At 63.3% G+C, this 26,532-nt stretch carries 25 protein-coding genes and 1 pseudogene; 13 read left to right on the top strand and 13 right to left on the bottom strand.

Translation table 11 applies throughout. The features are described 5' to 3' along the window. Positions 1–39: 39 nt before the first annotated feature. The 5 genes from ACERJA_RS05470 to ACERJA_RS05450 form a co-directional block, all read right to left on the bottom strand. Complete coding sequence (locus ACERJA_RS05470) at positions 40–1,545, bottom strand: heme-binding protein (RefSeq protein ID WP_373607248.1); 1,506 nt, start codon at positions 1,543–1,545, stop codon at positions 40–42. 147 nt (positions 1,546–1,692) lie between these two features. Then, entirely contained in the window at positions 1,693–3,519 is a 1,827-nt protein-coding gene (locus ACERJA_RS05465) for a site-2 protease family protein (RefSeq protein WP_373607247.1), read from the bottom strand. A 76-nt stretch (positions 3,520–3,595) separates the two neighbouring features. After that, positions 3,596–5,290 carry a lysine--tRNA ligase gene (gene lysS / locus ACERJA_RS05460; RefSeq protein WP_373607246.1) on the bottom strand — a complete coding sequence of 565 codons (1,695 nt, stop codon included), beginning with the start codon at positions 5,288–5,290 and terminating at the stop codon, positions 3,596–3,598. After that, complete coding sequence (gene pyrH, locus ACERJA_RS05455) at positions 5,287–6,012, bottom strand: UMP kinase (protein ID WP_373607245.1); 726 nt, start codon at positions 6,010–6,012, stop codon at positions 5,287–5,289. Before pyrH ends, lysS begins: the two co-directional genes overlap by 4 nt. 159 nt (positions 6,013–6,171) lie before the next feature. After that, the gene (locus tag ACERJA_RS05450) at positions 6,172–7,212 is read right to left on the bottom strand and encodes a CapA family protein (protein ID WP_373607244.1); all 1,041 of its coding nucleotides are present in this window, start codon (positions 7,210–7,212) and stop codon (positions 6,172–6,174) included. A 108-nt stretch (positions 7,213–7,320) separates the two neighbouring features. Here ACERJA_RS05450 and ACERJA_RS05445 point away from each other — a divergent pair, with 108 nt between their 5' ends. From ACERJA_RS05445 to ACERJA_RS05435, 3 genes are all read left to right on the top strand, one after another. Continuing rightward, positions 7,321–8,148, top strand: coding sequence for a molybdopterin synthase (locus ACERJA_RS05445; protein ID WP_373607243.1), 828 nt, complete (start codon positions 7,321–7,323; stop codon positions 8,146–8,148). A 255-nt stretch (positions 8,149–8,403) separates the two neighbouring features. Continuing rightward, positions 8,404–8,643, top strand: coding sequence for a hypothetical protein (locus ACERJA_RS05440; protein ID WP_006066218.1), 240 nt, complete (start codon positions 8,404–8,406; stop codon positions 8,641–8,643). Between the two features lie 166 nt (positions 8,644–8,809). After that, positions 8,810–9,973, top strand: a complete 1,164-nt coding sequence (locus tag ACERJA_RS05435) for a site-2 protease family protein (protein ID WP_373607242.1) — start codon at positions 8,810–8,812, stop codon at positions 9,971–9,973. Between the two features lie 94 nt (positions 9,974–10,067). Here ACERJA_RS05435 and thiL read toward each other — a convergent pair whose 3' ends face one another. Beyond that, positions 10,068–10,955, bottom strand: a complete 888-nt coding sequence (gene thiL / locus ACERJA_RS05430) for a thiamine-phosphate kinase (RefSeq protein ID WP_373607241.1) — start codon at positions 10,953–10,955, stop codon at positions 10,068–10,070. Positions 10,956–11,074: 119 nt separating this feature from the next. On the opposite strand from thiL, the gene ACERJA_RS05425 reads away from it, so the two are divergent. The 6 genes and pseudogenes from ACERJA_RS05425 (at position 11,075) to ACERJA_RS05400 (ending at position 16,388) form a co-directional block, all read left to right on the top strand. Continuing rightward, positions 11,075–11,530 (top strand): 30S ribosomal protein S19e, encoded by a 456-nt coding sequence (locus ACERJA_RS05425; RefSeq protein ID WP_006066221.1) that lies wholly within the window; start codon positions 11,075–11,077, stop codon positions 11,528–11,530. A 103-nt stretch (positions 11,531–11,633) separates the two neighbouring features. Further along, positions 11,634–11,984 (top strand): DNA-binding protein, encoded by a 351-nt coding sequence (locus ACERJA_RS05420; RefSeq protein ID WP_006066222.1) that lies wholly within the window; start codon positions 11,634–11,636, stop codon positions 11,982–11,984. Continuing rightward, on the top strand, positions 11,984–12,580 hold the full coding sequence (locus ACERJA_RS05415) for an asparagine synthase-related protein (protein WP_373607240.1): 597 nt from the start codon (positions 11,984–11,986) through the stop codon (positions 12,578–12,580). Before ACERJA_RS05420 ends, ACERJA_RS05415 begins: the two co-directional genes overlap by 1 nt. A gap of 87 nt (positions 12,581–12,667) precedes the next feature. After that, positions 12,668–13,966 (top strand): histidine--tRNA ligase, encoded by a 1,299-nt coding sequence (hisS, locus tag ACERJA_RS05410; RefSeq protein ID WP_373607238.1) that lies wholly within the window; start codon positions 12,668–12,670, stop codon positions 13,964–13,966. Positions 13,967–14,032: 66 nt separating this feature from the next. Beyond that, a pseudogene (locus tag ACERJA_RS05405) lies at positions 14,033–14,841 on the top strand (2-oxo acid dehydrogenase subunit E2). 62 nt (positions 14,842–14,903) lie between these two features. After that, positions 14,904–16,388, top strand: a complete 1,485-nt coding sequence (locus tag ACERJA_RS05400; protein ID WP_373607237.1) for a sulfatase-like hydrolase/transferase — start codon at positions 14,904–14,906, stop codon at positions 16,386–16,388. Between the two features lie 13 nt (positions 16,389–16,401). Here the strand turns inward: ACERJA_RS05400 and ACERJA_RS05395 are convergent, their stop codons facing one another. The 4 genes from ACERJA_RS05395 to ACERJA_RS05380 form a co-directional block, all read right to left on the bottom strand. Then, positions 16,402–16,830 carry a desampylase gene (locus tag ACERJA_RS05395; protein ID WP_373607236.1) on the bottom strand — a complete coding sequence of 143 codons (429 nt, stop codon included), beginning with the start codon at positions 16,828–16,830 and terminating at the stop codon, positions 16,402–16,404. Between the two features lie 7 nt (positions 16,831–16,837). Next, positions 16,838–17,788: a cobalamin-binding protein gene (locus tag ACERJA_RS05390; RefSeq protein WP_373607235.1), complete on the bottom strand. Its 951-nt coding sequence runs from the start codon at positions 17,786–17,788 to the stop codon at positions 16,838–16,840. Between the two features lie 311 nt (positions 17,789–18,099). Next, complete coding sequence (gene npdG / locus ACERJA_RS05385) at positions 18,100–18,768, bottom strand: NADPH-dependent F420 reductase (protein WP_373607234.1); 669 nt, start codon at positions 18,766–18,768, stop codon at positions 18,100–18,102. Positions 18,769–18,854: 86 nt separating this feature from the next. Further along, on the bottom strand, positions 18,855–19,112 hold the full coding sequence (locus tag ACERJA_RS05380) for a hypothetical protein (RefSeq protein ID WP_373607233.1): 258 nt from the start codon (positions 19,110–19,112) through the stop codon (positions 18,855–18,857). Between the two features lie 194 nt (positions 19,113–19,306). Here ACERJA_RS05380 and ACERJA_RS05375 point away from each other — a divergent pair, with 194 nt between their 5' ends. Beyond that, positions 19,307–20,140, top strand: a complete 834-nt coding sequence (locus ACERJA_RS05375) for a glycerophosphodiester phosphodiesterase (protein ID WP_373607232.1) — start codon at positions 19,307–19,309, stop codon at positions 20,138–20,140. Between the two features lies 1 nt (position 20,141). Here the strand turns inward: ACERJA_RS05375 and ACERJA_RS05370 are convergent, their stop codons facing one another. After that, positions 20,142–21,734, bottom strand: coding sequence for an FAD-dependent oxidoreductase (locus ACERJA_RS05370; RefSeq protein ID WP_373607231.1), 1,593 nt, complete (start codon positions 21,732–21,734; stop codon positions 20,142–20,144). Between the two features lie 175 nt (positions 21,735–21,909). Between ACERJA_RS05370 and ACERJA_RS05365 the strand changes: the two genes are divergently transcribed. Further along, on the top strand, positions 21,910–22,365 hold the full coding sequence (locus ACERJA_RS05365; protein ID WP_373607230.1) for a response regulator: 456 nt from the start codon (positions 21,910–21,912) through the stop codon (positions 22,363–22,365). A gap of 32 nt (positions 22,366–22,397) precedes the next feature. On the opposite strand, the gene ACERJA_RS05360 is transcribed toward ACERJA_RS05365, so the two are convergent. Both ACERJA_RS05360 and ACERJA_RS05355 read right to left on the bottom strand, forming a co-directional pair. Next, positions 22,398–23,273, bottom strand: a complete 876-nt coding sequence (locus ACERJA_RS05360) for a TIGR01548 family HAD-type hydrolase (RefSeq protein ID WP_373607459.1) — start codon at positions 23,271–23,273, stop codon at positions 22,398–22,400. 122 nt (positions 23,274–23,395) lie between these two features. Continuing rightward, positions 23,396–24,373, bottom strand: coding sequence for a hypothetical protein (locus tag ACERJA_RS05355; RefSeq protein WP_373607229.1), 978 nt, complete (start codon positions 24,371–24,373; stop codon positions 23,396–23,398). A gap of 105 nt (positions 24,374–24,478) precedes the next feature. Between ACERJA_RS05355 and ACERJA_RS05350 the strand changes: the two genes are divergently transcribed. Continuing rightward, on the top strand, positions 24,479–25,417 hold the full coding sequence (locus tag ACERJA_RS05350) for a S49 family peptidase (RefSeq protein WP_373607228.1): 939 nt from the start codon (positions 24,479–24,481) through the stop codon (positions 25,415–25,417). Then, positions 25,414–26,433 (top strand): DUF4350 domain-containing protein, encoded by a 1,020-nt coding sequence (locus tag ACERJA_RS05345; RefSeq protein WP_373607227.1) that lies wholly within the window; start codon positions 25,414–25,416, stop codon positions 26,431–26,433. The genes ACERJA_RS05350 and ACERJA_RS05345 overlap by 4 nt, the downstream gene beginning before the upstream one ends. The last annotated feature ends 99 nt before the right edge of the window (positions 26,434–26,532 follow it).

The following is a 26,532-nucleotide window of genomic DNA, read 5'->3' as shown; positions in this document are numbered from 1 at the left end:
CTATCAAGAACGGTCGAACAGCGACGCGTCGACGCTGTCTCAGGCGAGGAAGACGTGTCGTGGCCGGTCGGTCAGGATGTCGCGACCGAACTCGACGGCCTCCGAGAACGCATCGCTGCGGAAGAACTGCATGGCGTCTTCACGCGAGTCCCACCGACTGGCGATGAACATGTCGTTTTCGTCTTCACGGTTTGCCAGCAGGTCGGTCTTGCGGTGGCCGTCCATGTCGGCGAGGAGTGTGGCCGCATCCTCGAAAACGCCAGTGAAGTCCTCGCGGTGGTCCGGCTTGACGGTGTAGAACATCCCCATCGTGCCCCAGGAGTCGTCCTCGTCGTCGCCCGCCTGTCGGACGATTTCAGGGAGGTCTGCAAGGAAGCCCGCGGCCGTGTTCGCGGCACGGTCGGTTTCCCAGAGACTGACGATCGCCGTCTCGGCGTCGTCGGCTCCCGATTCGGACTCGTAGACCGCGGTCTTGACGTGTGTATCGTAGTGGTCGAAGTTCGTCCGCAGTCCATCAACTTCCTCGAACAGCTCGTCTGGGTCCGCCGCCGAGTAGAGAACGACTGCGTGGACGTCCTCGCCATGTGGTTTGCCCGCATAGACGCCCAGGTCCTCGAGTTCGCTGCGGACCTCTTCGTCGTCTGCACGCTTCGAGCTGCCGCCGTGGCCGTCGCCGCTGCCATGGCCGTGGCTCTTATCGGCGTCGCCGTGGTGTCCCTCTGCGTGTGGGTGGGCGCTCGTGTCGTCTGCATCCGCTTCGGCCGGGACGGCATCACCGGCCATGTACGCGTCGAGGTCGGCGGGTTCGAATCGTCGGCCGACGTAGAACCGACCGAACTCGGCATACTTCGATGTCGACGGATCAAAGCGCATCTCGGCGAGCAGATTCTTGATGTTCGCGGGGTCGTCCGCAAACAGGGAGACACTCCACTCGTAGTCGTCGAAGCCGATGCTCCCGGCAGTGATCTGGCTGACTTTCCCACCGTAGCTGCGGCCGATGTCACCGTGGGAGCTCATATGCTCCGAGCGCTGCTCGAACGGCAGGTCGTACCAGTTGTGTTCTGGCTGGCGGCGCTTTTCCATCGGATAGAAGTTGACGTACTCAGCGTCGGGAATCTGTGGGTAGAGCTTCTGCTCTAAGTATCGGGAGAGGCCAGCGCTTTCGACCTCTTCGTCTTCCTCGAAGTAGGCGTCGGTGACGTAATCCGAAACCTCCGCGACCGAAACGTACGAATCAGTCTGCTCGGTAAACTCGGCAAACGCGGTCTGGTTGAACCGTCGCTCGAGCTGTTCGATGTCGGCCATCGTCGGTCGAATGTGCATACACAGCAGGTCAGTCTCGTGGCCGAGCATGGCGAACGTCCCCGAATCGCCGTCTTCGGCGTCCGTGACGTCCTCGCAGTCGGCGAGAAACGCCGCGCCCTCCTCGAGTGCCCGTTCGCGGACGTGATCAGGTGCATCCCGCCACGCGTCCCAGTCGACCGTTCGGAAGTCGTGTAGGATGTACCAGCCCTCTTTCGTTCGCGGTGGTGTCCGTCGTTCCATAGCCGACGGTTAGAAGGCAACCGACAAGAAGGAACTGCTTCTTCCCAGCACCCCCCGAACCCGGCCCCTATCGCTCCGAGCCAAGAGCACGACTGGCTCGAGGATGACGATGTGCACGCGAAAGCAAACAGGCCGAATCCGGAACGTTTAGAGCAGGAAGGGCAGGAACAGCATCGTCAGGAAGCTGACGAGCATCGTTAGCCCGATCGTCGTCGTTACCGTCCGCACGTGGCCACGGGTTGCCTCGATGGGCAGTCTCGAGACGACGGCCTCGGTGCTCGTCCGCAAGATGTGGCCGCCGTCGAGTGGGAACGCCGGAATGCAGTTGAAAAAGCCGAGTTGGACGTTGATCCAGCCGGTCCAGAACAGCAGGTTCGCGACGATAAAGACGGTGCTGTCGCCGAGTGCGGCCAGCGAGCCCTGCACCTCATAGAAGTTTTCGACACCGCCAGTGAAGCCAGCGAAATTGAACGGGAGAAGCCCGATCACACCGATCACTGGCAGGAAGATCGCCAGCCCGATCTTGCCGAAGAAGGAGTCCGTCGCGCCACCGTCGCCGCCGTTCCCGCCGAGGATCGACAGGTACTCCTCTGCAGGGTAGAGCTGGACGCCGATATCGCTGACCTCGAAGCCGGAGATGCCCTGATTCGCGAAGATTCCGAGGAAGCCGCTGTCTTCACGCGGATGGTCGTCGAGTGTGACTTCGTGCTCCTCGCGGTCATCGCCGAAGTAGCCCACGACCGAGACCTCGTCACCGGGCTCGCTCTCCTCGAGCAGCGAGCCGAGTTCATCATACGAGTGCGTTCGCTCGCCGTCGAACTCGGTGATAACGAACGTCTCGTCAGTTTGGCCAGTTGCAGCCGCGAGTGGCCCATCGTCACTGACCTCGACGGCGGCACCGATCGCCACCTCACGTTCGTTCTGCTCGCCGGCTGCGTTCTCGGTCGTCAGCGTGACGCGTTCGTCGTCGCCGACGGCCTCGAAGAAGCCGCGCTCGGTTGCCACCTGCTGGCCGTTGACGGCGATGATCGTGTCACCGGCCGAGACATCTGCCGGCCCGTTCTCCATTGCAGTGGTGACGAGCAATGAGCGATCGACAGTAACGGTTTCCTCGCCGTTGAGTTCGATCGTGATCTGGTCACCAGCCGCGGCCTCGAGGCGGTCGGCAAGGTCGTCGTTCGTCTCGACGGCCTCGCCATCGACGGCGGTGATCCGGTCGTTAGGTTCGATCCCTGCGGCATCAGCAGACGAGTCGGGCGCAACGCCGCCGACTGCAGCGCCGGGGGCGACGGCAATCGCGCCGGCAATCGGCCCAAAGAGAAGTGCGAAGACGAGCAACGAGACCGCGAAGTTGTTGGTGACGCCCGCCGCAAACATACGAGTCTGCCCGCCTCTCGAGGCCTTTCGGCTGCTCTCTTGGTCGGGTTCGACGAACGCACCGAACGGGATGATCGCAAGCATCGCGACGCCCATCGAGTTGATGCCGATATCCTCGACGCGACAGAGCAGGCCGTGGCCGCCCTCGTGGACGACCAGTCCGACGAGGAGCCCGACGACGATCCCGGGCGTTGCAGACAGCGGGAGGAAGTCGTTAACACCGGGAATCGGCGTCACGTTACGGGGCTGTTGGACGCCGGAACCGGTTGGCTGTGGTGACGTGACTGCAGAGATCGCTGCAAGGAGGAGGAGAACGAACATGGCCACCATCACGACGATTGCGATGCCGACGCCAAGGTTTGCCCACGCACGCCAGAACCGTTTCGGACCCGAGAGGCGGTCGAGAAACTCCCGACCGCGTTTGGTGTGGAACGTAAGAATCGGGCCCTGGGTCCCGACGTACTCCGGCAAGAGATCAGCTCTTCGGAGTGCAATAACGCCGAGCCAGTAGATGAGCAGGCCAATGAGAGTCCATGTCGCCAGCTCAGAGCCGAAGAGTTCGGGAACCGAGACGACAGCGGGGAAACCGTGATCCATCGATCGTATGTCCGAGCGGCGTTCTCAAAGGGCTTTTGTCTATCAAGTCGGTCAGATGACCGACCAGTAGTCTGTGTTACCGTTCTCGGCGGAGTCGGGCGACGACGAATTCACGGTCGACTTTCGCAAGGAACGAGCCGAGCTTTGGCCCCTGGGACTCGTCGAAGAAGAGCCGATAGCCGGCACTGAAGAACTCACCGACGTCGACGTCGTGACGTCGCGCCGTCTCGTAGATCTCGCCCTGAATCTCGTCTGGTTCGTGGCCCTCCTCGATGAAGTCTGCGAGATCTGCGAGTGCGTCCTCGGTCGCGTCGTCGAACTCGTGGTCCGGAATGGCCGAGCGCTTGAGTTCGTAGTCGAACTCGTTTTCAGTTCGTCGGGCCCAGTTGCGGGCCTGTTCGACGCGCTTGAGTGCCCCGTCGATCGCCCACTCGGGGGCATCGTCGGCGATGTGACCCTCCCGCCGAGCGATCTCCTCGCGCAGGTCGGGATCGTCGGTCATGCCAAGCACCGCTGCAAAGGTGTACGGCAGTCGAATGCGATCTTCTCGCGGCTCTTCGACCACGAGCGGGTAGACACGATCTGCGAACGCTTGTTCGTCCTCGCTCGCATCGATCTCATCGAAGTAGATCGCCTCGAGGCGATCGAACTCGTCGACCAGTTGATCGAGGCGCTCGATGCTGAAGTCTCGCGCCTTCGAGGGGTCTTTCGCGAAGAAATAGCGCAGCACCTCGGGCTCTAACAACTCGAGCACGTCCGAGACGAGGATGACGTTCCCTTCCGACGACGAGAAGGGCTCACCGTCAAGCGTGAACCACTCGTAGACCATCGGGACGGGCGGCTCGATCTCGAGGACGTTGCGCGCGACGTCCTGGCCGCTTGGCCAGGAGCCTTCGGCGTGGTCCTTGCCGAAGGGCTCGAAGTCGACACCGAGGACCTGCCACTGGGCAGGCCACTCGAAGCGCCAGGGCATCTTCCCTTCGCGCAGGGTTGCCGTCCCCTCGTGGCCACAGCCATCGATCGTCTGATCGCCGGCGTCCATGTCGGTACAGCGATAGTCGACGGTCGGTGTCTCGCCCTCGAGATCGACGCCAGTAACGGTTTCAGTCACCTTGCCACACTCCGCACAGATCGGGTTGAACGGGACGTAGTCTTCGTCGACTTTGTCCTGGTAGGCAGCCAGGACCTTGCGTGCGCGATCCTGATTCTCGAGCACGTACCGGGTGACGTCTTCGAGATCGCCGTTCTCGTACAGTTCCGTGTTCGAGACCAGTTCAATCGGAACGTCAAGCGCGTCGGCGCTGTCCTGGATGATCGTCGAGAAGTGGTCGCCGTACGAGTCACAGCAGCCGAAGGGGTCCGGAATATCGGTGTAGGGCGCGCCGAGGTTTCGTCCGAGTGCGCCCGCATCGACCTCGCCGAGATCGACGAGATTCCCCTCGAGATCACAGAGCGTCCGCGGGAGCCCACGCAGTGGGTCGCGGTCGTCAGCAGTGAAGACCTGCCGGACCTCGTGGCCGCGCTCGCGCAGGGCTTCGGCGACGTAGTAGCCACGCATGATCTCGTTGACGTTGCCGAGGTGCGGGACGCCCGACGGCGAGATGCCGCCTTTGACGACGATCGGCTCGTCCGGCTCTCGGTTTTCTATCCGGTCTGCAACCGTATCCGCCCAGAAGGCATGGCGTGTGTCGTCGCCATCCTCGCGCTGGAGGGTGTAGGGACTCTCGACGTCCCGTTCGGTGGCGGAGTCCGGAGCGTCGTCGCCGCTCATCGTTCGTTCTGTGCCCAGTAGGTCGGTTCTTCGCCGGCACCTTCGGGAAGAATGTCCGTCCCTTCGTGATCGCCAAACCGAACTGCACGCGCGATCCGGTCCGGATCGGTGCCGTCGAGAACGATCGTTCGCATTCCCGAGCGCTGAATGATCTTTGCCGCCAGCAAGTCGACAGGCGAGGACGCACCGGCGTTCATCTCGAGGTCGGCGATCACGTTGACGAGCTCTGCGGCCGAAAGCTCCGTGAACTTCGTCGCGTCGTCGGTCTCGTTCGGATCGTCGCTGTAGACACCGGGAACGCTCGTCGCATAGACGAGCAAGTCGGCGTCGACGTACTCTGCGAGGGCCGCACCGACGGCGTCGGTGGTCTGTGCCGGGGCAACACCGCCCATGACACAGATGTCACCTCTGCGAAGCGCCTCGCCGGCTTCGTCATAGTTTTTGGCCGGTGCAGTCACCGAATCCTCGCTGAGTGCGGTAATCAACAGGCGTGCGTTGAGCCGGGTGACATCGATCCCGAGCTGATCGAGTTCGATCTCGTTTGCCCCCAGGTTGCGAGCGGCACCGATATACTCACGCGCGACGCCGCCGCCACCGACGACAGCACCGACACGACAGCCGTCCTCGACGAGGTCTTCGACGACGGCAGCGTGTTCGGCGACCCGATCCGCCCCGGGTTCAGGCACGAGTACGCTTCCGCCGATAGAGACGACCACTTTCATACTACAGCGGTGTAACCGCGAGCCAATCTTAAGGGTTGCCAACTGTCCGGCACTACGCGAGTCTCACACCACCACGGGACCAGTTCTCGGGGATCCGTCGCGACGGCGTTCCCTCGCGATCCAAGAACGGCGACGTGACAGCTCGAGTGTTAGACGTGGCTACGACTCGAGTGCGAGCACGAGCGCATCACCGTCACGGTCGAACTCGGTTTCGAACGGTTCGGACAGTTCTCGCATCCGCTCGCGGGACCACTCGGCTGCACCCGGACTTGCCTCGTGGACTGCACAGTCGCTGATTTCGGTCGGGTGCAGTCGCAGTTCTGTCAGCGTTCCGTCGGCTGTCACCGTCAGCTCGAACAGAAATCCGCGGTCGTTGCGCAACTCGTCGTCGACCGCATAATCGTCGACGAAATCGCCCGCATCGTAGATGATGGGCACTCCCGCGTAGACCTCGACCCCCTGAAAGACGTGGGCGCTATGGCCGTGGATCAGATCGACGCCTGCCTCGACCAGCCAGTGGGCGAACGCTTGGAACGTGTTGGGTGGCTCCGTGACCATGTTCGGCCCCAAGTGAAGCGAGGCAACCAGTAGGTCGGGAGTGTGCGCGCGTGCTCGCTCGAGTGCCTCCCGGACGCGCTGGCGTGTCGCTTCGCGTTCGACACCGTCGCCGGACGCAGTCCGATTGCTCGAGTCACGTCGCCAGTCGTCGACCTCGATCCAGGCCGTTCCCGGTGACTCCTCGTCGGCTGCGTACTCCGGCGTGTTGTCGGTAAACGCGACGATGACAGCCTCGAGGCCGTTGATCGAGATGACCGCCGGCTCGAGTGCTTCGTCGATCGTTTCCCCGGCCCCGGTGTGGGCAATCCCGGCCGCATCGAGGTGCTCGAGAGTATCGCGCAAGGCGACCTCCTCGTAGTCGAGCACGTGGTTGTTCGCGAGCGCACAGCAGTCGACACCAGCACGCTCGAGCGCGGGAATCGCCCACTCTGGATCGGCACGGAAATGAAACGGGCGATAAGTCCGTTGCCACTGTCGGCCGCGGGTCGAGAGACAACACTCGAGGTTGATCACGAGGCCATCGAGGTCACGGAGTCGCTCGAGGACAGACCCCCAGACGGCGTCGACGGATTTCTGACGCTGTCGCTCGTTTACCAGTCGACCGAGCATGACATCGCCGGTAAAGCCGATGTGCCACGTCATGGCTGACCCGTCACGACCCAGGCGCAAAATCCCCCACCAGCGATTGCGACACGGCGAACGATTCTGGACGTCGACAGCTACAAAGTCCAACGTCACCATATCTCAGCCATGCACGTACTCGGTATCCTCGACCACGGCGCGGGCGGCGACAGACTCGATCGAATCGTTGACCGAACCGTCGATCGACTCACACAGGAAGGACGCGTCGGCGTCATCAGATACGATGCCACGATCGCAGACGGGATGCACGCCCACGAACCCACGGCCGTCGGCGGTGACGTTATCTACGATCTCGGGGCCGACGGCGACTGGACTGCCACTGGAACGGGGATGGACGTCGCGGACGCGCTCGATCAACTGACGCCAACCTGTGACTACGCGGTCGTCGTCGGCGTCGACGACCTTCGATACCCGAAACTCGTCGTTGGCTCGAGCGATGACGAGGCCGATGGCGTCATCGCTGCCGTCGACACGCCCGACGAACTCGACGTCGACGCCGTCATCACCCATCTCGAGGCGACGGAGCCCCACGAGACGCTCGAGTCGCTGGTCGATCGGGTCAAACGCTCGCCGCAGGCGGATCGATCGGGGGCGATCGCGACCTTTACCGGCCGGGTTCGCGCGAAAGACGACGCGGACGACGCGCGCACCCAGTATCTCGAGTTCGAGAAGTACGAGGGCGTCGCAGACGAGCGGATGGCCGCTCTCGAGACGGATCTCGAGACACGTGACGGCGTGTTCGAGGTCGAACTCTACCACCGGACCGGCGTCGTCGCCGACGGCGAAGATATCGTCTTCGTCGTCATCCTCGCCGGTCACCGCGAGGAGGCGTTTCGAACCGTCGAAGACGGAATCAATCGTCTGAAAGACGAAGTTCCGCTGTTCAAAAAGGAGGTCACAGCCGACGACGAGTTCTGGGTTCACGATCAATCCTAAGAGATATATTCACCGGGATACTGTTCAAAATAGGTCGATTGTCTCGAGAAATGACTGTCTATCGACCATGAATATTTGCGCAGCGATAATAGATTAGAACAGGCTATAAAACGTCTAAACGATTCTCATCGTTTTCTGAAGAGTCTTGTAAACACGGGTAAAACGATGATTACCCCCCAGATAGTTGAACACAAACGAAACGCCGCTAACCAACCATCCTTTATAACAGATCTCCCCCACAACGGGTAACTGTCGATGAGCACCACAGCCCAACCCTCCACGGAAAGCAAGGAACACCGTCTGAAGCGCTACCTGCGCAATCGCGCAGAGGACGGTGAACTGTACTTCAAAGGCAAGTTCATCGCAGACGAAGTCGGGATGTCCCCGAAAGAGATCGGCGCGTTGATGGTCAAGCTCTCGGAGTCGGCGACCGAACTCGAGATTGAGAAGTGGTCGTACACGAGCGCAACCACGTGGCGCGTCGAACCAGCGTGATCGGTCCCCGTCGTGCCGGCGCGTTTGAAACCGCCATCCGGCACAGTTCGTACCGATGTTCTACTGTTTGTTGACGACCAGACGAAAGCGCGGTCACCGACGGCAGCGGTCGGTCGGCCCTGTGGACGCAGTCGATTTATACGGCATGGTCCCTGAGTAGCGAGCAATGGATGACGTCGAATCGCCCGGGTTCGGATCATCGCGGGCGGAGCGGCCGTCAGTCACGGACGGCCCACCACTCGAGCAGATCGAATCGGTGTTTTCGATCTACGAGGTCCGAGTCGAGGACGAGCAGCTGGTGTACTACGGTGATCCGCGGGTCCATCCCGAGCAGGCGATGCAAGAGCTGTGGCCCGCGTTTCGGAAGGCGGGATACGAGCCACAGCTGACGACCAAGTACGGAGAGTATGTCATCGTCGCCAAACCGGTCAGTCTCGGCATCAACGGGATTCCGTGGACGAACATTATCCTGTTTGTGGCGACAGTCTTCTCGACACTACTCGTCGGTGCGCTGTGGTGGTATCCATCGATCGATCCGTTCGCCAATCCACTCGAGATCGTTCACGCCTGGCCGTTTTCGCTCGCGATCCTCTCGGTACTGGGGATCCACGAACTGGGTCACTACGTGATGAGCCGGTATCACGAGGTCGATGCCTCGTTGCCGTATTTCCTTCCCGTCCCGACGATCATCGGGACGATGGGTGCAGTCATCAAACTGAACGGGCGGATGCCAAACCGGAAGGCGCTGTTCGATATCGGCGTCGCCGGCCCGCTCGCCGGACTGGTCGCAACGATCATCGTCGCCGTGATCGGGCTTCACTTGCCGCCGGTGACTGTTCCGGAGTCACTCGTCCAGGAGTCCAACACGGGCGGGGTTCGACTCGGGATCCCGCCGTTGCTCGAGTTACTCGCGACGGCAGTCGACCAGCCGCTGTACGGTGACGATCCAACGCGAAACATCAACCCTGTCGTTATCGGTGCCTGGGTCGGGATGTTCGTCACGTTCCTCAATCTGATCCCTGTTGGCCAGCTCGATGGCGGCCACATCCTGCGAGCGATGGCCGGTGAGTTCCACGAGACGATCGGCGCACTCGTTCCGGCCGTGCTGTTCGGTCTCGCGGCCTACCTCTACTACATCGGTGGCTACGGCCTCCAGACAGTGTTCATCTGGGTCTTCTGGGGACTGCTGGCGATGGTGCTCGCCTCGGCGGGCGCGGCACATCCGGTCACCGAAGAGGAGCTTGGCACCTCACGAGTCGTCATCGGCCTCATCACGTTCGGTCTCGGACTGCTCTGTTTCATGCCGGTGCCACTCGAGGTCATCCAGTGAACTACCCCACCCTACTCGCTCACTCCGCGATGCTCCGTTCGCTCCTTGAGGAAGGGACATTCTCGCCTCATTTCTGGTAACGAACACACTGGAGCTACCCACCGTGGGTGAAGCCCTGATCCGCCAGTGGCTCGCCGTCGAGTGTAATTCCGTGGTCAGCGGCTGTGGCGTGCCCGAGTACCGTGAGATCGACATCGATCGCTGCTTGCACGGCCTTGAGTGTCGATTCAGGAAGCGTGACGACGAGTTCGAAATCCTCACCGAACGTCGTCGCAAGATCAAGTACGTCCTCGTCGCCAGCCACCGCGCGTAAGTCATCAGCGATCGGCACTGGGTCGGACTCGATCGCAAAGCCGCAGTCGCTGGCGTCGGCAAGCTGATGCAACGACCGGGCGAGACCATCACTCGAGTCCATCATCGCCGTCGCGTGGGGAGCAAGCGCCCGCCCGGCCGCGACGCGTGGCTCAAAGCGGAACAGCTCGTTTGCGCGGTCGAGTGCGGCGTCGTCGCCGCGTTCGAAGAACTCGAGTGCAGCGGCGCTGCGGCCAAGCGTCCCGGTCACACAGACGAGATCACCGGCTCGAGCGCCGCTGCGCGGAACGGGATCATCGGTGTGGCCGATGGCCGTCGTCGTCACCGTAAACTCGTCGTGACCATCGAGATCGCCGCCGACGTAGTTCGCGTCGACGCGTTCACAGACATCGCGTGCCCCACGGACGAAGCCGAGCAGTTCCTCGGGATCGAACTCGGGGGCAGCGTAGGCGGCGACGGCCGCGGTCGCCTCCGCCCCCATTGCAGCCACATCCGACAGCGATGCGCCAACGGCTCGCCAGCCTGCTGTGTAGCGGGTCGTGCCGTCGGGAAAGTCCGTCCGGTCGTGGAGCATGTCCGTCGTGATCACGAGTCCGTCGATGATGGCGGCGTCGTCGCCGGCAAACTCGAGTTCTCGCGCTAAGAGCGCCAGGGCGGCGCGTTCGTCCATGCACTCCGTTTCGACTCGAGGGCGAAAAGCGATGCGGGCCGGCGGCGGATGTGTGTGAGCGACACGATTCCGACGGCGATACGATGCTCTTAAATGCCGCGGACGGGAACCACACGCCAATGGCTACGATGTACGACGTTCCGGCGGACGACCTCATCGAGGCGCTCGCCGACGACCTCGAGGACCGACTCGACGAACCCGATTGGGGCAAATTCGCAAAGACTGGTGTCGACCGCGAACTCCCACCGGAACAGGAAGACTTCTGGGCAACGCGTGCCGCAAGTCTCCTGCGCAAGGTCGCTGACCGCGGCCCTATCGGCGTCGAGCGACTCTCGACGGAGTACGGCGGCGGCAAGAACGGTTCGAACCGGTATCAGGTCGCTCCCGACAAGCGCGCAGACGGCTCGAAGAACCTCATTCGAACGATCCTCCAGCAGCTCGAAGAGGAAGACCTCGTCGAGACCGCAGAGGGCCAGGGTCGCCGTATCACGCCCGAGGGACGCAGCCTGCTTGACGACACCGCCGGCGCCGTTCTCGAAGAGCTCGACCGTCCGGAACTCGAGCGCTACGCGTAAACGACGAATCCAGTTTTCTCGCCGACACAACCCTCCAGAGCCGTCAGTAGCTCACTGTCGTCCGTAATCATTTTCCGCCGTGCGACGGTAGAGACACGTAGCTATGAGTGGTTCACCCGACGAGGAGAAACTCGAGGAACTCCGTCAGAAGAAGATGGAACAGCTCCAAGAACAGGCAGAGGGCCAGCAAGGCGGTGCCTCTCAGGAGGCGGCCCAGCAACAGGCCGAAGCCCAGAAAAAAGCCGTCCTGCGCCAGCACCTGACCGACGAGGCTCGCAAGCGGCTCAACACCGTCAAGATGAGCAAGCCACAGTTCGGCGAACAGGTCGAACGACAGGTCGTCACGCTCGCCCGCAGCGGTCGCCTTCAGGGGAAGATCGACGATGACAAAATGAAACAGCTCCTCCAAGAGCTCAAGCCTGACTCGAAGAGCTTCGACATCAAGCGCCGCTAATGGAGCTCGGCGTCCTCTACAGCGGTGGCAAAGATTCGACGCTCGCGGCCCTTCTCTTGGAAGAGTTCTACGACGTGACGCTCGTCACGGCCCACTTTGGCATCAGCGACGACTGGAAACACGCCCGCGAGACTGCCGACGCCATCGGCTTCGCGTTCGATCGGCTCGAACTCGACCCCGCAGTTGCCCACGACGCCGTCGCCCAGATTCGGGCTGACGGCTTCCCTCGAAACGGCATCCAGCAGATCCACCAGCACGCCCTCGAGCGGCTGGCCCGACAGGAGTTCGACGCCATCGCCGACGGCACCCGGCGTGACGACCGCGTCCCGACGGTCTCTCGGGCGCAGGCCCAGAGCCTCGAGGATCGTCACGACGTCGACTACATTGCGCCGCTGTCTGGCTTTGGCCGCACCGCCGTCGATCGGGTAGTCGAGGATCGACTCGAGGTGATCGCCGGACCGAGCGAGGAGATTACTCGGGCCGACTACGAGGCGGAGCTGCGAGCGCTCATCGCCGACGAAGACGGGCACGCGGCGATCAGAGAGCTGTTCCCGGACCACGACCAGACGTACGTAACCGGCGTCCACCGCGGCTAAGAGCTGGCAGCGACCGCCGCGTGCCGACGGCAAACGAGCAATCACTAAATAACAGGATAGAAGTTCGCCGTGCCCTAATACCGGGGCATGTACGACGGCATCAAGGGTTTTCGTGATTTCTATCCCGGCGAGATGGCCGCCAGACGGGCGACCATCGACACCTTAGAGGACACTGCCCGCAGCTACGGCTTCCGCGAGATCGGCACCCCCGCACTCGAGCGCGCGGAGATGTGGACTGACAAAAGCGGCGACGACATCGTCGACGAACTCTACTCCTTCGAGGATCAGGGCGGACGACACGTCACGCTCACGCCGGAGCTGACGCCGACGGTCGCACGGATGGTCGTCGCCAAACAACAGGCGCTCTCGAAGCCGATCAAGTGGTTCTCGACGCGACCGTTCTGGCGCTACGAGCAGGTCCAGCAGGGCCGCCAGCGCGAGTTCTACCAGACCAACGTCGACATCTTCGGCTCGAGCGAGCCCGAAGCTGACGCCGAAATCCTCGCCTGGGCCGCCGACGCACTGACTGGGCTGGGACTGACCGGCGAGCACTTCGAGTTCCGAATCTCCCACCGAGACATTCTCGAGGGCGTCCTCGAGAGCTACGAGGCCGACGTCGACACCGACGCGGCGATTCGGGCCGTCGACAAGTCCGACAAGATCTCACAGGTCGAGTACCACGACCTGCTGATCGGGGCCGGCCTGACGGCAGAGCAGGCCGCCGAGTTCGGCGACCTCATCGCCGGCGGTGACCTCGAGGAAGTCAAGGCGTTCGCCGACACCGAGCGCGTCACGGCAGCCGTCGAGAACCTCCAGAACGTCCTCGACGCCGCCGAGGACTTCGGCGCGCGTGAGTACTGTACGATCTCGCTCGAGACCGCGCGCGGCCTCGATTACTACACCGGTGTCGTCTTCGAGTGTTTCGACTCCGCAGGCGAGGTTTCGCGGTCGATCTTCGGCGGCGGCCGCTACGACGACCTCATCGAAGGCTTTGGCGGCCAGCCCACGCCCGCAGTCGGCGTCGCCCCGGGCCACGCAACGCTGCCCCTCCTGATGCAGCGCGCAGGCGTCTGGCCCGAAGAAGAAGTGACGACCGACTACTACGTCCTCCAGATCGGCGACACGCGATCCGAGGCGGCCCGGATCGTCCGCGACCTCCGCGACCGTGGCCACGTCGTCGAAACCGACGTCGCGGGCCGCTCCTTTGGCGCGCAACTGAACTACGCCGACTCGATCAACGCCGAGACGGTCGTCATCGTCGGCGAGCAGGATCTGGAGAACGACGAAGTGACGATCAAAGACATGGAATCGGGCGACCAGACGCAGGTTCCAGTTGACTCGTTCCCCGGCGATCTCGAGCGGCCGACGTTCGACGACCTCGCATAGAGACTCAGCGTTTCGGACGGCCCGTTATGGGCAAAGAGGTTTCCCCGTCGTTGGGCTACATCGCCCATGACTGACCGAAAGGAGACAGTCGAGTCGTTCCCGATCCAGCGCCGCGGGACCGTCGATTACATGCAGGCGGCCGGCAGACGAAGCGTCGTCCACGGGCTCGTCGAGTTCGACGTCACCGACGTGCGGCGTCGCATCCGGAACGGGGAAACCGAGCGCGGAGCACAGCTGTCGTTCACCGCGTTTCTCGTGTTCTGTCTGGCACACGCCCTCGAGGACCACCCAACGCTCCAGTCATACCGCGACTGGCGAGGACGAATCGTTCGGTTCGACGACGTAGACGCGATGGTCATCGTCGAAACGCAGGTCGACGGCGCACAAACCGGTGTCCCACACGTGATCAGGCGGCAAATCGCCGGTCGTTACGATCGATCCACGATGAGATCCGTACCGCCCAGCGCGATCCCAACGAGGGCCGGCAACCCAAACTGGCGTCGCTGGGTCTTCGACTCCCAGCCCCCGTTCGACGGCTGTTCTGGCGGTTGCCACAGTTCTTTCCGCGACGTTGGAAACGGATTGCGGGGACCGTTGCCGTAACGTCCGTCGGGATGTTCGGAACGGGCGGTGGCTGGGGAATCAGTCCGACGAACTACTCGTTGCAGCTGACAGTCGGTGGCATCGAACGAAAACCGGGCATCGTCGACGGGACCATCGAACCCCGCGAGTACCTCAATCTCACAGTGACGGTTGACCACGACGTCGTCGACGGTGCGCCGGCCGCGCGGTTCGTCCAGCGGCTGAAAGAACTCGTCGAGGGCGGCCATGGAATCGAGACGGCGCTCGAGTCGCAGCCATCAGGAACTGACTGACCGGTCGCGTCGACTCCACAGCAGGCCCCAGCATTAACTACGCTCTCGGTGTACGACCCTCGATGGTCGACGCCGATCGCCCGAACGTCCTCTTTGTCCTCACCGATCAGGAGCGATACGACTGCAGCGCGCCCGAGGGGCCGCCCATCGAGACGCCGACGATGGACCGGCTCTCGAGTGAGGGAATGCGCTTTACACACGCGTTCACGCCGATCAGTATCTGCACGAGCGCCCGCGCATCGTTGCTGACCGGCCGGTATCCACACAGTCATGGGATGTTAAACAACAGCCACGAGGCCGACTCGATTCAGCCGAACCTGCCCGCCGAGCATCCCACGTTTTCCGAACAGTTGGCCGAACACGGCTACGATCTGAGCTACGTCGGCAAGTGGCACGTCGGCCGCGATCAGACGCCCGAGGAGTTCGGCTTCTCGTATCTCGGCGGCAGCGACACACACCACGACGACATCGACGACGCGTTCCGCGAGTATCGCCGCGAGCGTGGCGAACCGATCAAAGCGGTCGAACTCGAGGACGAGATCTATACGGGGGCGAATCCTCGAGACAGTACCGAGGGAACGTTCGTCGCAGCGAAAACACCGATCGACGTCGAAGAGACCCGTGCCTGGTTTCTCGCCGAGAAAACGATCGAGGCGATCGACGCCCACGCCGAGCGCGACCGAGACGAGCCGTTTTTCCACCGAGCCGATTTCTATGGGCCGCACCATCCCTACGTCGTCCCCGAGCCGTACGCCTCGATGTATGATCCCGACGAGATCGAGCGGCCCGAAAGCTACGCCGAGACCTACGACGGGAAACCACGGGCCCAAGAAAACTACCTTTCCTATCGTGGTGTCGCCGGGTTCGACTGGGACATTTGGGCCGAAGCCATCGCGAAGTACTGGGGCTTCGTGACGATGCTCGACGACCAACTCGAGCGCGTGCTCGAGGCGCTCGAGCGCCACGGGCTCGCCGAGGAGACGGTCGTCGTCCACGCCTCGGACCACGGCGATTTCGCCGGCGGCCACCGCCAGTTCAACAAGGGGCCGTTGATGTACGACGACACCTATCGGATCCCACTGCAGGTTCGCTGGCCCGGCGTCACCGACCCGGGAACGGTCTGTGACGCCCCCGTTCATCTCCACGACCTCGCGGCGACGTTCCTCGAAATCGGCGACGTCGCGGTCCCAGACGCCTTCGACGCTCGGAGCATCGTCCCCTTGCTCGAGTCCGGCGGCGACCCCGAGGGAGTGCCGGCGACGTGGCCAAACGCCGTCTTCGCCCAGTATCACGGCGACGAGTTCGGCCTCTACACCCAGCGAATGGTCCGCACAGCGCGACACAAGTACGTCTACAACGGGCCGGATATCGACGAACTGTACGATCTCGAGGCCGATCCCGCCGAACTCCAGAACCTGATCGACCATCCGGGCTATACGGACGTTCGATGGGAACTGCGAGAGCGACTCATCGGGTGGATGAAAAAAACGGACGACCCGAATCAGGGGTGGGTGCCCGATGTGCTCCGAGCCGCAAACGAGGACTGAGACACGATACTCGTCACTCGAGCACGAGATGCTCGCGTTCAAAGCGCTTGTCGTCGGCCCGCCAGCGCCACGAGCCGACTTCGCGTGGCTCGAGTGAGACGATCAGATACGAGCGATCCGGCCAGGTCGCCTGCGCGACATCGGTCTCGCTCGGCCGCGGTGGACCGCGGGGATGGGAGTGATAGAAGCCGACGATTTCCTCGCCGCGCTCTTCGAGCCGGTCGAAGAGCTCGAGTTGGGCCTCCGGATCGATTCGATAGCGCGTTCGTGGCGTCTCGGCGACGTTGTCGGCGGGGTACTGCGAGCGAACGCGACTTCGCCCGTCGGGGTCGTATTCGCCGCCGAAGACTCCACAGATCTCCTCGGGGCGGCCGTCACGAGCGCGCTCGAGGATCGTTTCACGGATTGCGGTTGGAACGACGAGTTCGGGATCAGCGGTCATCAGCTGGTTAGGCGTCCGCCTCGAGTCGCGCCGAAAGCGTCTCGAACGGAACCGCGATCTCCGAAAGCGGTTCCGGCGGCGTCTCCTCGTCGAAGATGTCGGGCTGGACGATCGGGGCCAGCGCCTCGAGCGTGTCGACCAGCCGCGGGCCGGGCCGGTTGAGGTAGTGATCGCCGTCCATTGCCCAGACGCGACCGTTCTCGACTGCGGTAAGCTCGTCCCAGCCCTCACGCTCGGTGAGGTCTGCCGCGTTGGCGGCGATCTGCTCGAGGCCAAAGCCACAGGGCGCGACGATCACGAGTTCGGGGTCGTAGGCGCGAATATCCTCCCACTCGCGGGGCCGCGAGCGCTCGCCGACGTCGGCGAGCCCGTACGTGCCGCCGGCCCACTCGACGAGTTCGGCCGTCCAGTGGCCTGCGATCATCGCGGGGTCGGTCCAGTCGAAGATGGCGACGCGCGGGCGGTCGTTGGGGTCGAGATCGGCGGTCTGGGTTCGAATGCCCGCTATTCGCGACTCGAGTGCGGTCCGGACCTCGCTGGCCCGGTTCTCGGAGCCCGTCGCGTGGCCGACTCGCTCGAGGTCGTCGAGGACATCGCCGACGCTGTGGGGGTCGGTCGTCAGAATTTCCGGGTTCGATTCGAGCGTGTCTACGGCCTTGGTGATAACCGTCTCGTCGACTGCACAGACGTCACACATTCCCTGGGTGACGATCAGCTCGGGATCGATCTCCGCGAGCAGGTCGGTATCGACGTCGTAGACGCCCCCGTCGTCGGCGGTCTCGAGGACTTGTTGGTCGATCTCGGCACTCGAGCCATCGGTGTCGATTCTCGAGGCCGTAACCGACGGGAGTGTCTCGACGCCAGGCGGGTGGTCACACTCGTGGGAGACGGCCGCCGGCTCGAGGTCGAGGGCGGCGACGGTTTCGGTTGCCGAGGGAAGCGTCGTAACGATTCGCATGGAGGGTCGTAGGGAGCGGACGGGCAAAAACAGCCGGCTCGAGGTCACCCTCGAGTCGGTCTGATCGAACTGAGAACTACTGATGAGGACCCGAGTACGATTTCGAGTAACAGACTCGAGTTCCTCACTCGAGCGAACTGCTCAGACTGGCACCACTGATTGCCATGACCTCCCCAGCCGATTCGTTCACTCCTGTCGGTCGTTCACTTACCTCGCGCGGTGTCGTCGACGCGCTCGAGCGCCACGAGAGTGCGTCGACAGCGCGCGCCGCTTACGTGGAGTGTCTCGAGCGAACGAACGCCGAAACGCGGCTACTGGAATTTGACGCCGACGTCGTGGAGATCTGCGTTGTACTTGGCGATGTTGATCACGAGGGGGGTGACGCTCTCGACCTCAGCGGCGTTTGCGAGTGGGCCGACGTCGAGTGCGCGGAGTCCCTCGATCTCGTTCGTGAGGTTGCGGAGGGTCTCTTTGGCATCGTCGTCGTCTGCGACCAACAGCGTGTCGAGGTCGAGATCGTTGTCGAGGTTCGAGAGCGCGTCGGCCGCGAGGTTGTGGAACGCACCGACGACCGGCACCTCGTCGGGGGCCCGCTCAGCGACCAGTTCGGTGACGCTGCCGGTTCCTGGAGGATGGTAATGTAGGCCGTCCTCGTCGCCTTTCATCCCGACTGCGGGGGTGACCAGGATCGTCTCCGCGTCGAGGCTGTCTTCGACCGATTCGATGGTGTCGCCGACGTGATATGGCGGGACGCTGAGGACGACGATATCGGATCGGTCGGCCGCCATCCCGTTTTTGAAGCCCTTGATGTTCGCGTCGACACCGCGCTCTTCGAGTTCGGCCTCGTAGTCGTCGACTGCCTCGCGGGCCTTTTCGGGGTCTCGAGAGCCGATGAGGACCTCGTGGTCCGTGTCGCGCGCAAAACGCAGGGCCAGTCCCTGTCCGATGTCGCCGGTTCCGCCGAGTAGTGCGATTCGCATGTCCGACACTCGGGACGGCAGCCGAATAAAAGGGGTGGAGCGCGGCCGATCTCGCCGGGTTTTCGTTGGGGCTCCCAGCAGATAGCCTACGGCGCGTCCTCGTCGTTCGGATTCATTGCCGCTCCAAACTCGCTGTCGTAGGCCTCACGGTTTTTCACCTCGCGGATCCGTTGCTCGAGCGTCGTTGCGAGTTCCTGTCGGCGGTCTTGGTCGACATCCGAATCGCACTCGAGCGCCTCGAGTTCACCCTTGGCCGTCCGTAGCTCGTCGACGGCGGCCTCGGCCTCGAGATCGGTCGCGCGGTCGAGCGTGTGTTCGACGTCCTCGAGCGTGGTGTCGGTCATGGGCGTGCGTTTGACGACCAGTGTCATCAACGCGCCCCCGTCACTCGCCACGTTCGACGGTTGCCACACTGGCGAACACAGGCTCCATTATAGTAACAACTGAAACGGTTTGCACACCGACCGCACAGCTGTCGTGCGATCGGGTACGCACTGACGGTCAGTGGCTACTATAGCCCTGCCGTCGTTGCCCGAGTATGGCTACCGTGATCGCCCACCGTGGCTACGCCGGCGTCGCTCCCGAAAACACTGTTGGCGCGGCCGTCCGCGCCGCCGCGGCCGACGGGACGACGATGATCGAGATCGACGTCCAGCCGGCGGCCTGTGGCACACCGGTCGTGATCCACGACGAACGCCTCGAAGAGCCTCGCGATGGTCGCCCGCTCACCGACGCGTCGGGGTTCGTCTGGGAAACGGACCTCGAGACCCTCCAGTCAGCCCGTGTTCTCGGTACCGACGAGACGGTCCCGACGCTCACCGAGTTCCTTGAGGCGATTCCCGAATCAGTTGGCGTCAACGTCGAGTTGAAAACGCCGGGAACGACCACTCTGGACCTGCGGATCGGCGAGTCGCTTCCCGAGGCCGACCGCGACGACCGCCGCGAGGCCTGGACGCCGTTCGTCGAGCGCGTCGTCGACGCATGTGGGGCTTTCGACGGCGAACTGCTCTTCTCGTCGTTCTGTGAGGGAGCGCTCGCGGCCGTTCGGGAGATCGACCCTGCGTATGCCGCTGCCCCGCTCGTTTTCGATGACCTCGAGGCAGGTCTCGAGATCGCTCGTCGCTACGACTGTGAGGCGATCCATCCACCGCGAAACGCGATCGCCGGGACGGAGTTAGCGGAGACGTCGTACGTCGGATTCCCGGGCGGTAAGCCCGAGATCGACGTCCTCGAGGTGGCCCACGACGAAGGCCGGACGGTCAACGTCTGGACAGTGGCGAACTGGCACCAGTACGATCAGCTGGCAGCCGCGGGCGTCGACGGGATTATCGCCGACTATCCGAGGCTGGGTGTGCCCTCGAGCGGGCGCTGACTCACTCCTGGTCCGGATTCGGATCGGCTCCTGGCCGTCGCGTCGGCAAGTCCTCCGTCGCCGGCCCCTCGAGGAGCTCGCCGTCGATTCCAAACCGCGAGCCGTGGCAGGGACAGTCCCAGCTCTGTTCGGCATCGTTCCACTGGACGAGACAGGAGAGATGCGGACAGACCGCCGACGTGGTGTGGAGGACGCCGTCGTCGTCGCGTGCACGGGCGATCGGTTTCCCACCGCGGCGGACGACCCGTCCCTCGCCGGGCCCGAGCGTCTCGAGCGTGGGCGTCAAGAGGGTTCGCGCCCAGTCAGTCGCAAACTGACTCGCCGCGTCGGCGTTCTCGGTGAGCGTCGTGCCGAGTGAGGTCTTCGGCGTGAACCGAAGTGGGGAGAAGAGGTCGCGTTCTCGCGGGTGTTCGCCCGTGATGAGGTCGGCAAGCAGGCGTCCGGCAGCGACGCCGTTTGTCATCCCCCAGCCGCGAAAGCCGGTCGCAACGAAGACGTTCTCACCGCCAGGGCCGACTCGGCCAACGAACGGAACCTTGTCGACCGTCTGGTAGTCTTGGGTCGACCACCGGTAGTCGATCGACTCGACTGCGAATCGCTCGCGTGCCCAGCGCTCGAGTCGTCGATAGCGGTCGGCAGTCGAGCCACCCTGTCCCGTCTTGTGGTTCTCACCGCCGACGAGCAGGAGGTCGCCGTCCGAATCGCGGTGGGTTCGCACCGAGCGGTAGTTGTCTCCCGACCGGTAGTACATCCCTTCGGGCGGGTCGCCATCGAGTCGAATCCCGAGTACGTAGGAGCGTTTCGGATGCATCCGGGCGAAGTAGCCCGCCCGGTCGAGGATGGGAAAGCCGGTCGCGAGGACGACCCGTCCGGCCGTCACCGTCGCTTCGCGAGTCCGGACGCGACACGGTTGTCCCGGCTCGACGTCCGTCACGCGGGTGTGTTCGTAGATCGCCGCGCTGTCGTCGCCTCCGAGTTCGGCCGCGATGCCGAGGAGGTACTGTCGCGGGTGAAACCACGCCTGCTCGTCGAATCTGACCGCCGCTTGCGCCCGCTCGAACGGCGGCACGGAGGTCACGTAGCTCGCGGCGAGTCCTGCAGCCTGTGCAGCGTCAGTCTCGCGCTGGATCTCGTCCGGCTCGTTGCTGTAGAGATACGAGGGGTGGCGTTCGAACCCGCAGTCGATATCCAGTTCGTCGATCCGCCGTTCGACTTCGTCGATCGCGTTCTCCTGGAGTCGGGCATACTGGGTCGCTTGCCGGCGACCAAACTCCTGGCGCAGGTGATCGTAGATCGCCCCGTGTTGACTCGTCAGCTTCGCCGTCGACTTCCCCGTTGTCCCCGTCGCCACACGATCCCGCTCGAGGACGGCGACCGTCTCACCACGCTCACGAAGCGTGATCGCCGTCGAGAGACCGGCGATTCCGCCGCCGATGACGGCAACATCGACTGTTCGGTCGGACGTGAGCGTCTCGTCGTATGCGGCCGTCTCCGGTCGGTCATCTTCAAGGCCGTCGTGATCGGTCTCGAGCGTGCTCGCAAGCCAGAACGAAGTCGGTTCGCCGGGAAGGTCGCTGGGGAAACACTCAGCCATAGGAACTGCGGCGGGCTACATCAGGAGTGGACAAAAAGGGCTGGGCGGCTGTGAGGTCGCACCGCTGTGAGTCGAGTATCGGTGGACTGAGCCGTCGGTGAACGTGGGACAGGCGGCACAGTGAGTACAGGTGGGCCACCACGTCATTCATCTTCAACACGACCGTAACGAGCGTATGACCTCACCGGCTGAGAATACGATCGCGATACTGCTGGTCGAGCCGAACCCCGGGGATGCGAGATTGTTTACCGAGTCGTTCGCGGATGCGAGCATCGCAAGCGACGTCCACACCGTTACCAACGGTGAAGCGGCACTCGAGTTCGTCCACCAGCGTGGCGAGTACGCCGACACTCTCAGACCAGATCTTATCCTGCTTGATTTCCAGCTTCCGGGCACGAGCGGCGAAGCCGTCCTGTCGGAGCTCAAATCCGAGCCGTCCCTGCGGTCGATCCCCGTGATCGTGCTGACGAGTTCGGATTCTGAGGAAGATATCGCTCGGTCATACGATCTCCACGCGAACGCCTACCTCCAGAAGCCGGTCGATCCCGAGGAGTTCGTCGAACTCGTTCGCTCGTTCGAAGAGTTCTGGCTGACGTTCGTTCGACTCCCTGGCGACGGCGACGGCGCGTAAGTTATCGTCGCCACTGAGCTCGTGTGACGAGCTTACTCCTCGAGCAGTGCCGGCAACTCGGTGATCGACTCGAGGACAGCCGACGCGTTCGCATCGTCGTACTTCTGACGTCCCTCTTTGCCGGTAAGCCCGCCAGTGAGCACGCCAACACCGTGATACTCGCGGTCAGGATCGGTCTCGTCAGCGTTGGTAGCCGTTCGGATGTCGTCTAAGGTGTCACCGACGAAGACGACGGTGTCAGCGTCGAACCGTTCGGCAAGCGTCAGCAGTGCTTTCGGATGTGGTTTCCCCTCTTCCCAGTCGTCCATCGTAAACCGGTGGTCGACGGGAATCGCGTCCTCGAGGCCGACGCGCTCGAGGGCGATCTCGGCTTCGGCTTCCGGCCGGCCGGTCACGACGCCAACGTCGTAGCCCTCGAGCAACGCCGCGCGTGTCTCGTCGTCCAGCAACAGGGGTTCGTCGTGGATGAAACCCCGACTCTCGATGTCGGGTTCGCCGCCCTCGAGCCCACGGTAGAGCTCAGCACCGAGATACAACTGCTGGAAGACGTCACGGAGGCGGTCGCAATCTAAGCGATCGGTCACGCGCTGGGTCGCCCGCGCACCGAGCTCGTCTCGGACCGCGGCCTTGGCTGCCTCGAGACCGCCACCGTGTTCGGCGATCGCATCGGTAAACGTCTCGATAGACGCACTGTAGCCCTCGCCCGTCGCGAGGATATACATCGCAGCTGCGTAGGTGAGCTCCCAGTCGTTGTTGAAGCCGCCAGCGTCTTTGAATAGCTGGATGTCGGCTTTGCGGATCGTTCGGTCGTAGACGCGATCGATGGACTCGACGATCGCGCGGCGATAGGAGTCGGCGACGTCGACGAGTACGCCATCGATATCGAGGACGACGGCATCGGCACGGATGGTCATACGCGGGCTAACGGACTACTGTGAATAAAGGGCGACGGATCGAAGCGCTCGAGCAACGACGCACAGAGACGGATCGAAGCGCTCGAGGGACGGACACGATCACGACCCGCTCGGCGTCAGTCAGTCGACGTGGACGGCTGGGGCGAGTCCGCGGCGAACTGTTCGTGGACTGCCCACAGCGACGGCGTCTCGACCGCGGCGTCGACGACGACCGTCCGTCCAGAGCGGTGGATCGTCGGCCCCGTCAGAGCGTGGTCGCCCGTCGTGGCTTCGTCGACAAGTGCGTCGATCGACGCTCTCGAGAGGCGAGATGGGCCGGTGACGAGGCCGTACCGGATTCGAGAGCGGGTCGACCCCACCTGAAGCGAGCAGCCGATCGCGCTGGCGGTCTCGACAACCGCCGCGAGTGACTCGGAGCGGTCGGCTGCGCTGTCGACGAGCTGTGACCGAGTCTTCGAGCCGAGGTCGGCGTACGCGACAGCATCGCCGTCGAGTAGCGACGGGAGCGAGCCGTAGCTGGCGGTCGGCGTGTGCGCTCGAGTCTGTCCTCGACCGTCTGCGAGCGCTGCGTCGAGATGGCTCACGGCACGCTCTCGAGTCCGTCCGTACCCCACCCGAAGCGTTGACGACTCGAGTGCAACCGCGTACGGACCGTTGGTGGCGACAAACTGGGTAGCACCGTCGGACCGTCGAGAGCTGGTGCTGGTAAACCCGAGTTCGTGGTTCCGGAGTTCGGATTCGACGGCCCGGGTGTCGAACGAGCCGACTGCGGCGGCACAGCCACCGGCGACAGCGGTGCCATCGATGGCGACGCTTCCGTGGACGTACTCAATGTCGTCGACCGAAACCGAGCGCGCTCGAGCACGTGCGTCCGTCAGTACCGAGTCGATTGGGTCGGGAACGCCGACACTCTCTACGACCGCTGGATCGACTGCTGCGACCGCCGTCGTCGCGGCATCAGCGACGGCACTGGCATCGTACCGACCGGCCGTCGGGATCGACCGCGATCGCGCCGCCGTCCCAACATCAGTTGAAAGGACGCCACCACAGACGAGGGCCAACGCGTTCCGAGCGAGCGACCGTCTTGAGACCATTAGCTGATGGTTCCGGAAGAAGACATATAAATACGAACGACAACATTCTCGTTGAGAAAACACACTCGTATTCATACATGTCCGATCTGAGAACGGTGCAACGACATGGAATTACGTCCGTGGCGGCGTCTCACACGCCGACAACAGGTCGCTGCAGTCGTGCTCGTCGCAATCGCGGCGGGTGCACTCGCAGCGCCACAGGTTTATGCTCAGGCGAATGGATCAGATGAAACCGTTGCAGTAATCGAAATCAACGGGGCAATCGACTCGAACACCGCCCAGGAGTTCGAAGACCAGCTCCGAGAGGCTCGACACAACGAGTCGGTCGGCGCCGTCGTGCTTGATGTCGACAGCCCCGGCGGCCAGCCCGCCTCGAGCGAACGGATGTACACGGCAGTCGAACGCACGTCGGCTGAGATGCCGGTGATCGCGGCTGTCGACCAGATGGGTGCGTCCGGTGGCTACTACGCGATGCTTCCAGCCGACGAGATCTACGTGACATCGTCCTCGACGGTCGGAAGCGTCGGTGTGATGGGGCCTGCGCCAACGCCGGCGGGACCAAGCGAGGGCACAACGGCACCGGATAAGGGAACCTCACATCCCGACGACGCTCGGTCAGATACCGAACTCATCAAGCAGACATTCCTCGAAAGCGTGTTCGAACAGCGTGGCGACGAACTCGAGCTCACCCGAGAGGAAGTCGCACACGCGCGGATCTACTTCGGCACCGAAGCCGTCGATAACGGAATTGCAGACGAGATTGGGACGGTCGACGACGCGATTCACGACGTCGCAACTGACGCCGGAATGGGATCGTACGACGTCGTCACACACCGTTCAGAAGCCGGCGCTGGGATGCCGATCGGATTCGACGCTGCGGAAGACGACCACGATGTCGTCGACCGATCAGGTGAGGGCCTCAACCCCCACCAGCCCCAGCTCGTCGCTCCTGAGGTGTGGCATAACGCGGTCGAAAACACTGACGACAACGCGACAACCGACCCACAGGAGACGGTGGTTGAAAACGGAGGTGAGACGGAATGAGCGGCCGCAGCAAAACCCTCGTCGCTGCCTTCGTCGCCGTATTCGTGCTGACAGTCGGCGTCGTTTCACTTGGAACGCTGGCGCTCGATGAAGGGACACCCGAGCAGCCAGCCGTCGAAACAGACCACTTCCAGCCCGAGAACGCACTTCCAGAGGAAACGGCTGACGGTGGAGAGATCTCGATGGACAGTGCCGAACCGACGAACGATGTGGTGATCCACACCGGAACCGGGATGCCAGGTGGAGGGCTGCTGATGATGGCCGAAGACAGCAACGATCGCGAACTGTCGACCGGCTCCACCGGCGGTCCGGAACGCGATGTCGGCCCACTCGCCACGACACTCGTCTCGAACGGCCACGGTGTCGAGTTCTACGCCGACGAACTCGAGGACGGGCCACTCGAGCAGACACTTGCCGACGCCGACGCGTTCGTGACGACCGCGCCGGAACAGCTCTCGAGTGCTGAGCGCGAGCAGATCGACGAGTTCATCGACGCCGGCGGCCGTGTCGTGATTGCCGCGGATCCGGGTCATTCCGAAAGCGTCATCGAACTTGGCTCGTCGGCCGGCATGTACACTGAATCGGGGTATCTATACAACCTCGCCGAGAACGACAACAACTACCTCAGCCTGTACGCCGAGCCAGCAGGCGACTCGCCGCTGACCACGGGTGTCGACGAGGTCGTTCTTCGGAGTGCAGCCGCAGTCGGAACCGCACAGGGGACGACCACGATGAAGACGAGCGCCGACACGCGGCTCTCGACTACCCGCGAGGCCGACAGCTACGCCGTCGGTGCCCACCACGGTGATCTCGCGGTGATCGGTGACTCGAGTTTCCTGGCTCCGGAGAACGCCTACCGGGCCGATAACAACATCCTCATCGGCAACGTCGCCGAGTTCCTCGTCTCCGGAGAGACGACGGGCGAGTTCGGACCCGATGACCCGGTCGGACCTGACCCCGGAGCACAGCCACCGGCTGAGGAACCGATCGAAACAGAACCGGTAGACGAACCGTAGCTGACTCGAGTGCCAGTATCGAGGAGCCACACCGGCTGTCATTACAGTCGCTCGGAAGCTGTCTGAAAACGGCAGTCGCCCTCATTGCGTCTCTTTTGA

The sequence above is a fragment of the Natronorubrum sp. A-ect3 genome (assembly GCF_041821125.1).
Taxonomy (GTDB): domain Archaea; phylum Halobacteriota; class Halobacteria; order Halobacteriales; family Natrialbaceae; genus Natronorubrum; species Natronorubrum bangense.
Note: the sequence above shows the minus strand (reverse complement) of the source record. Positions and strands in the feature narration are given on the sequence as shown.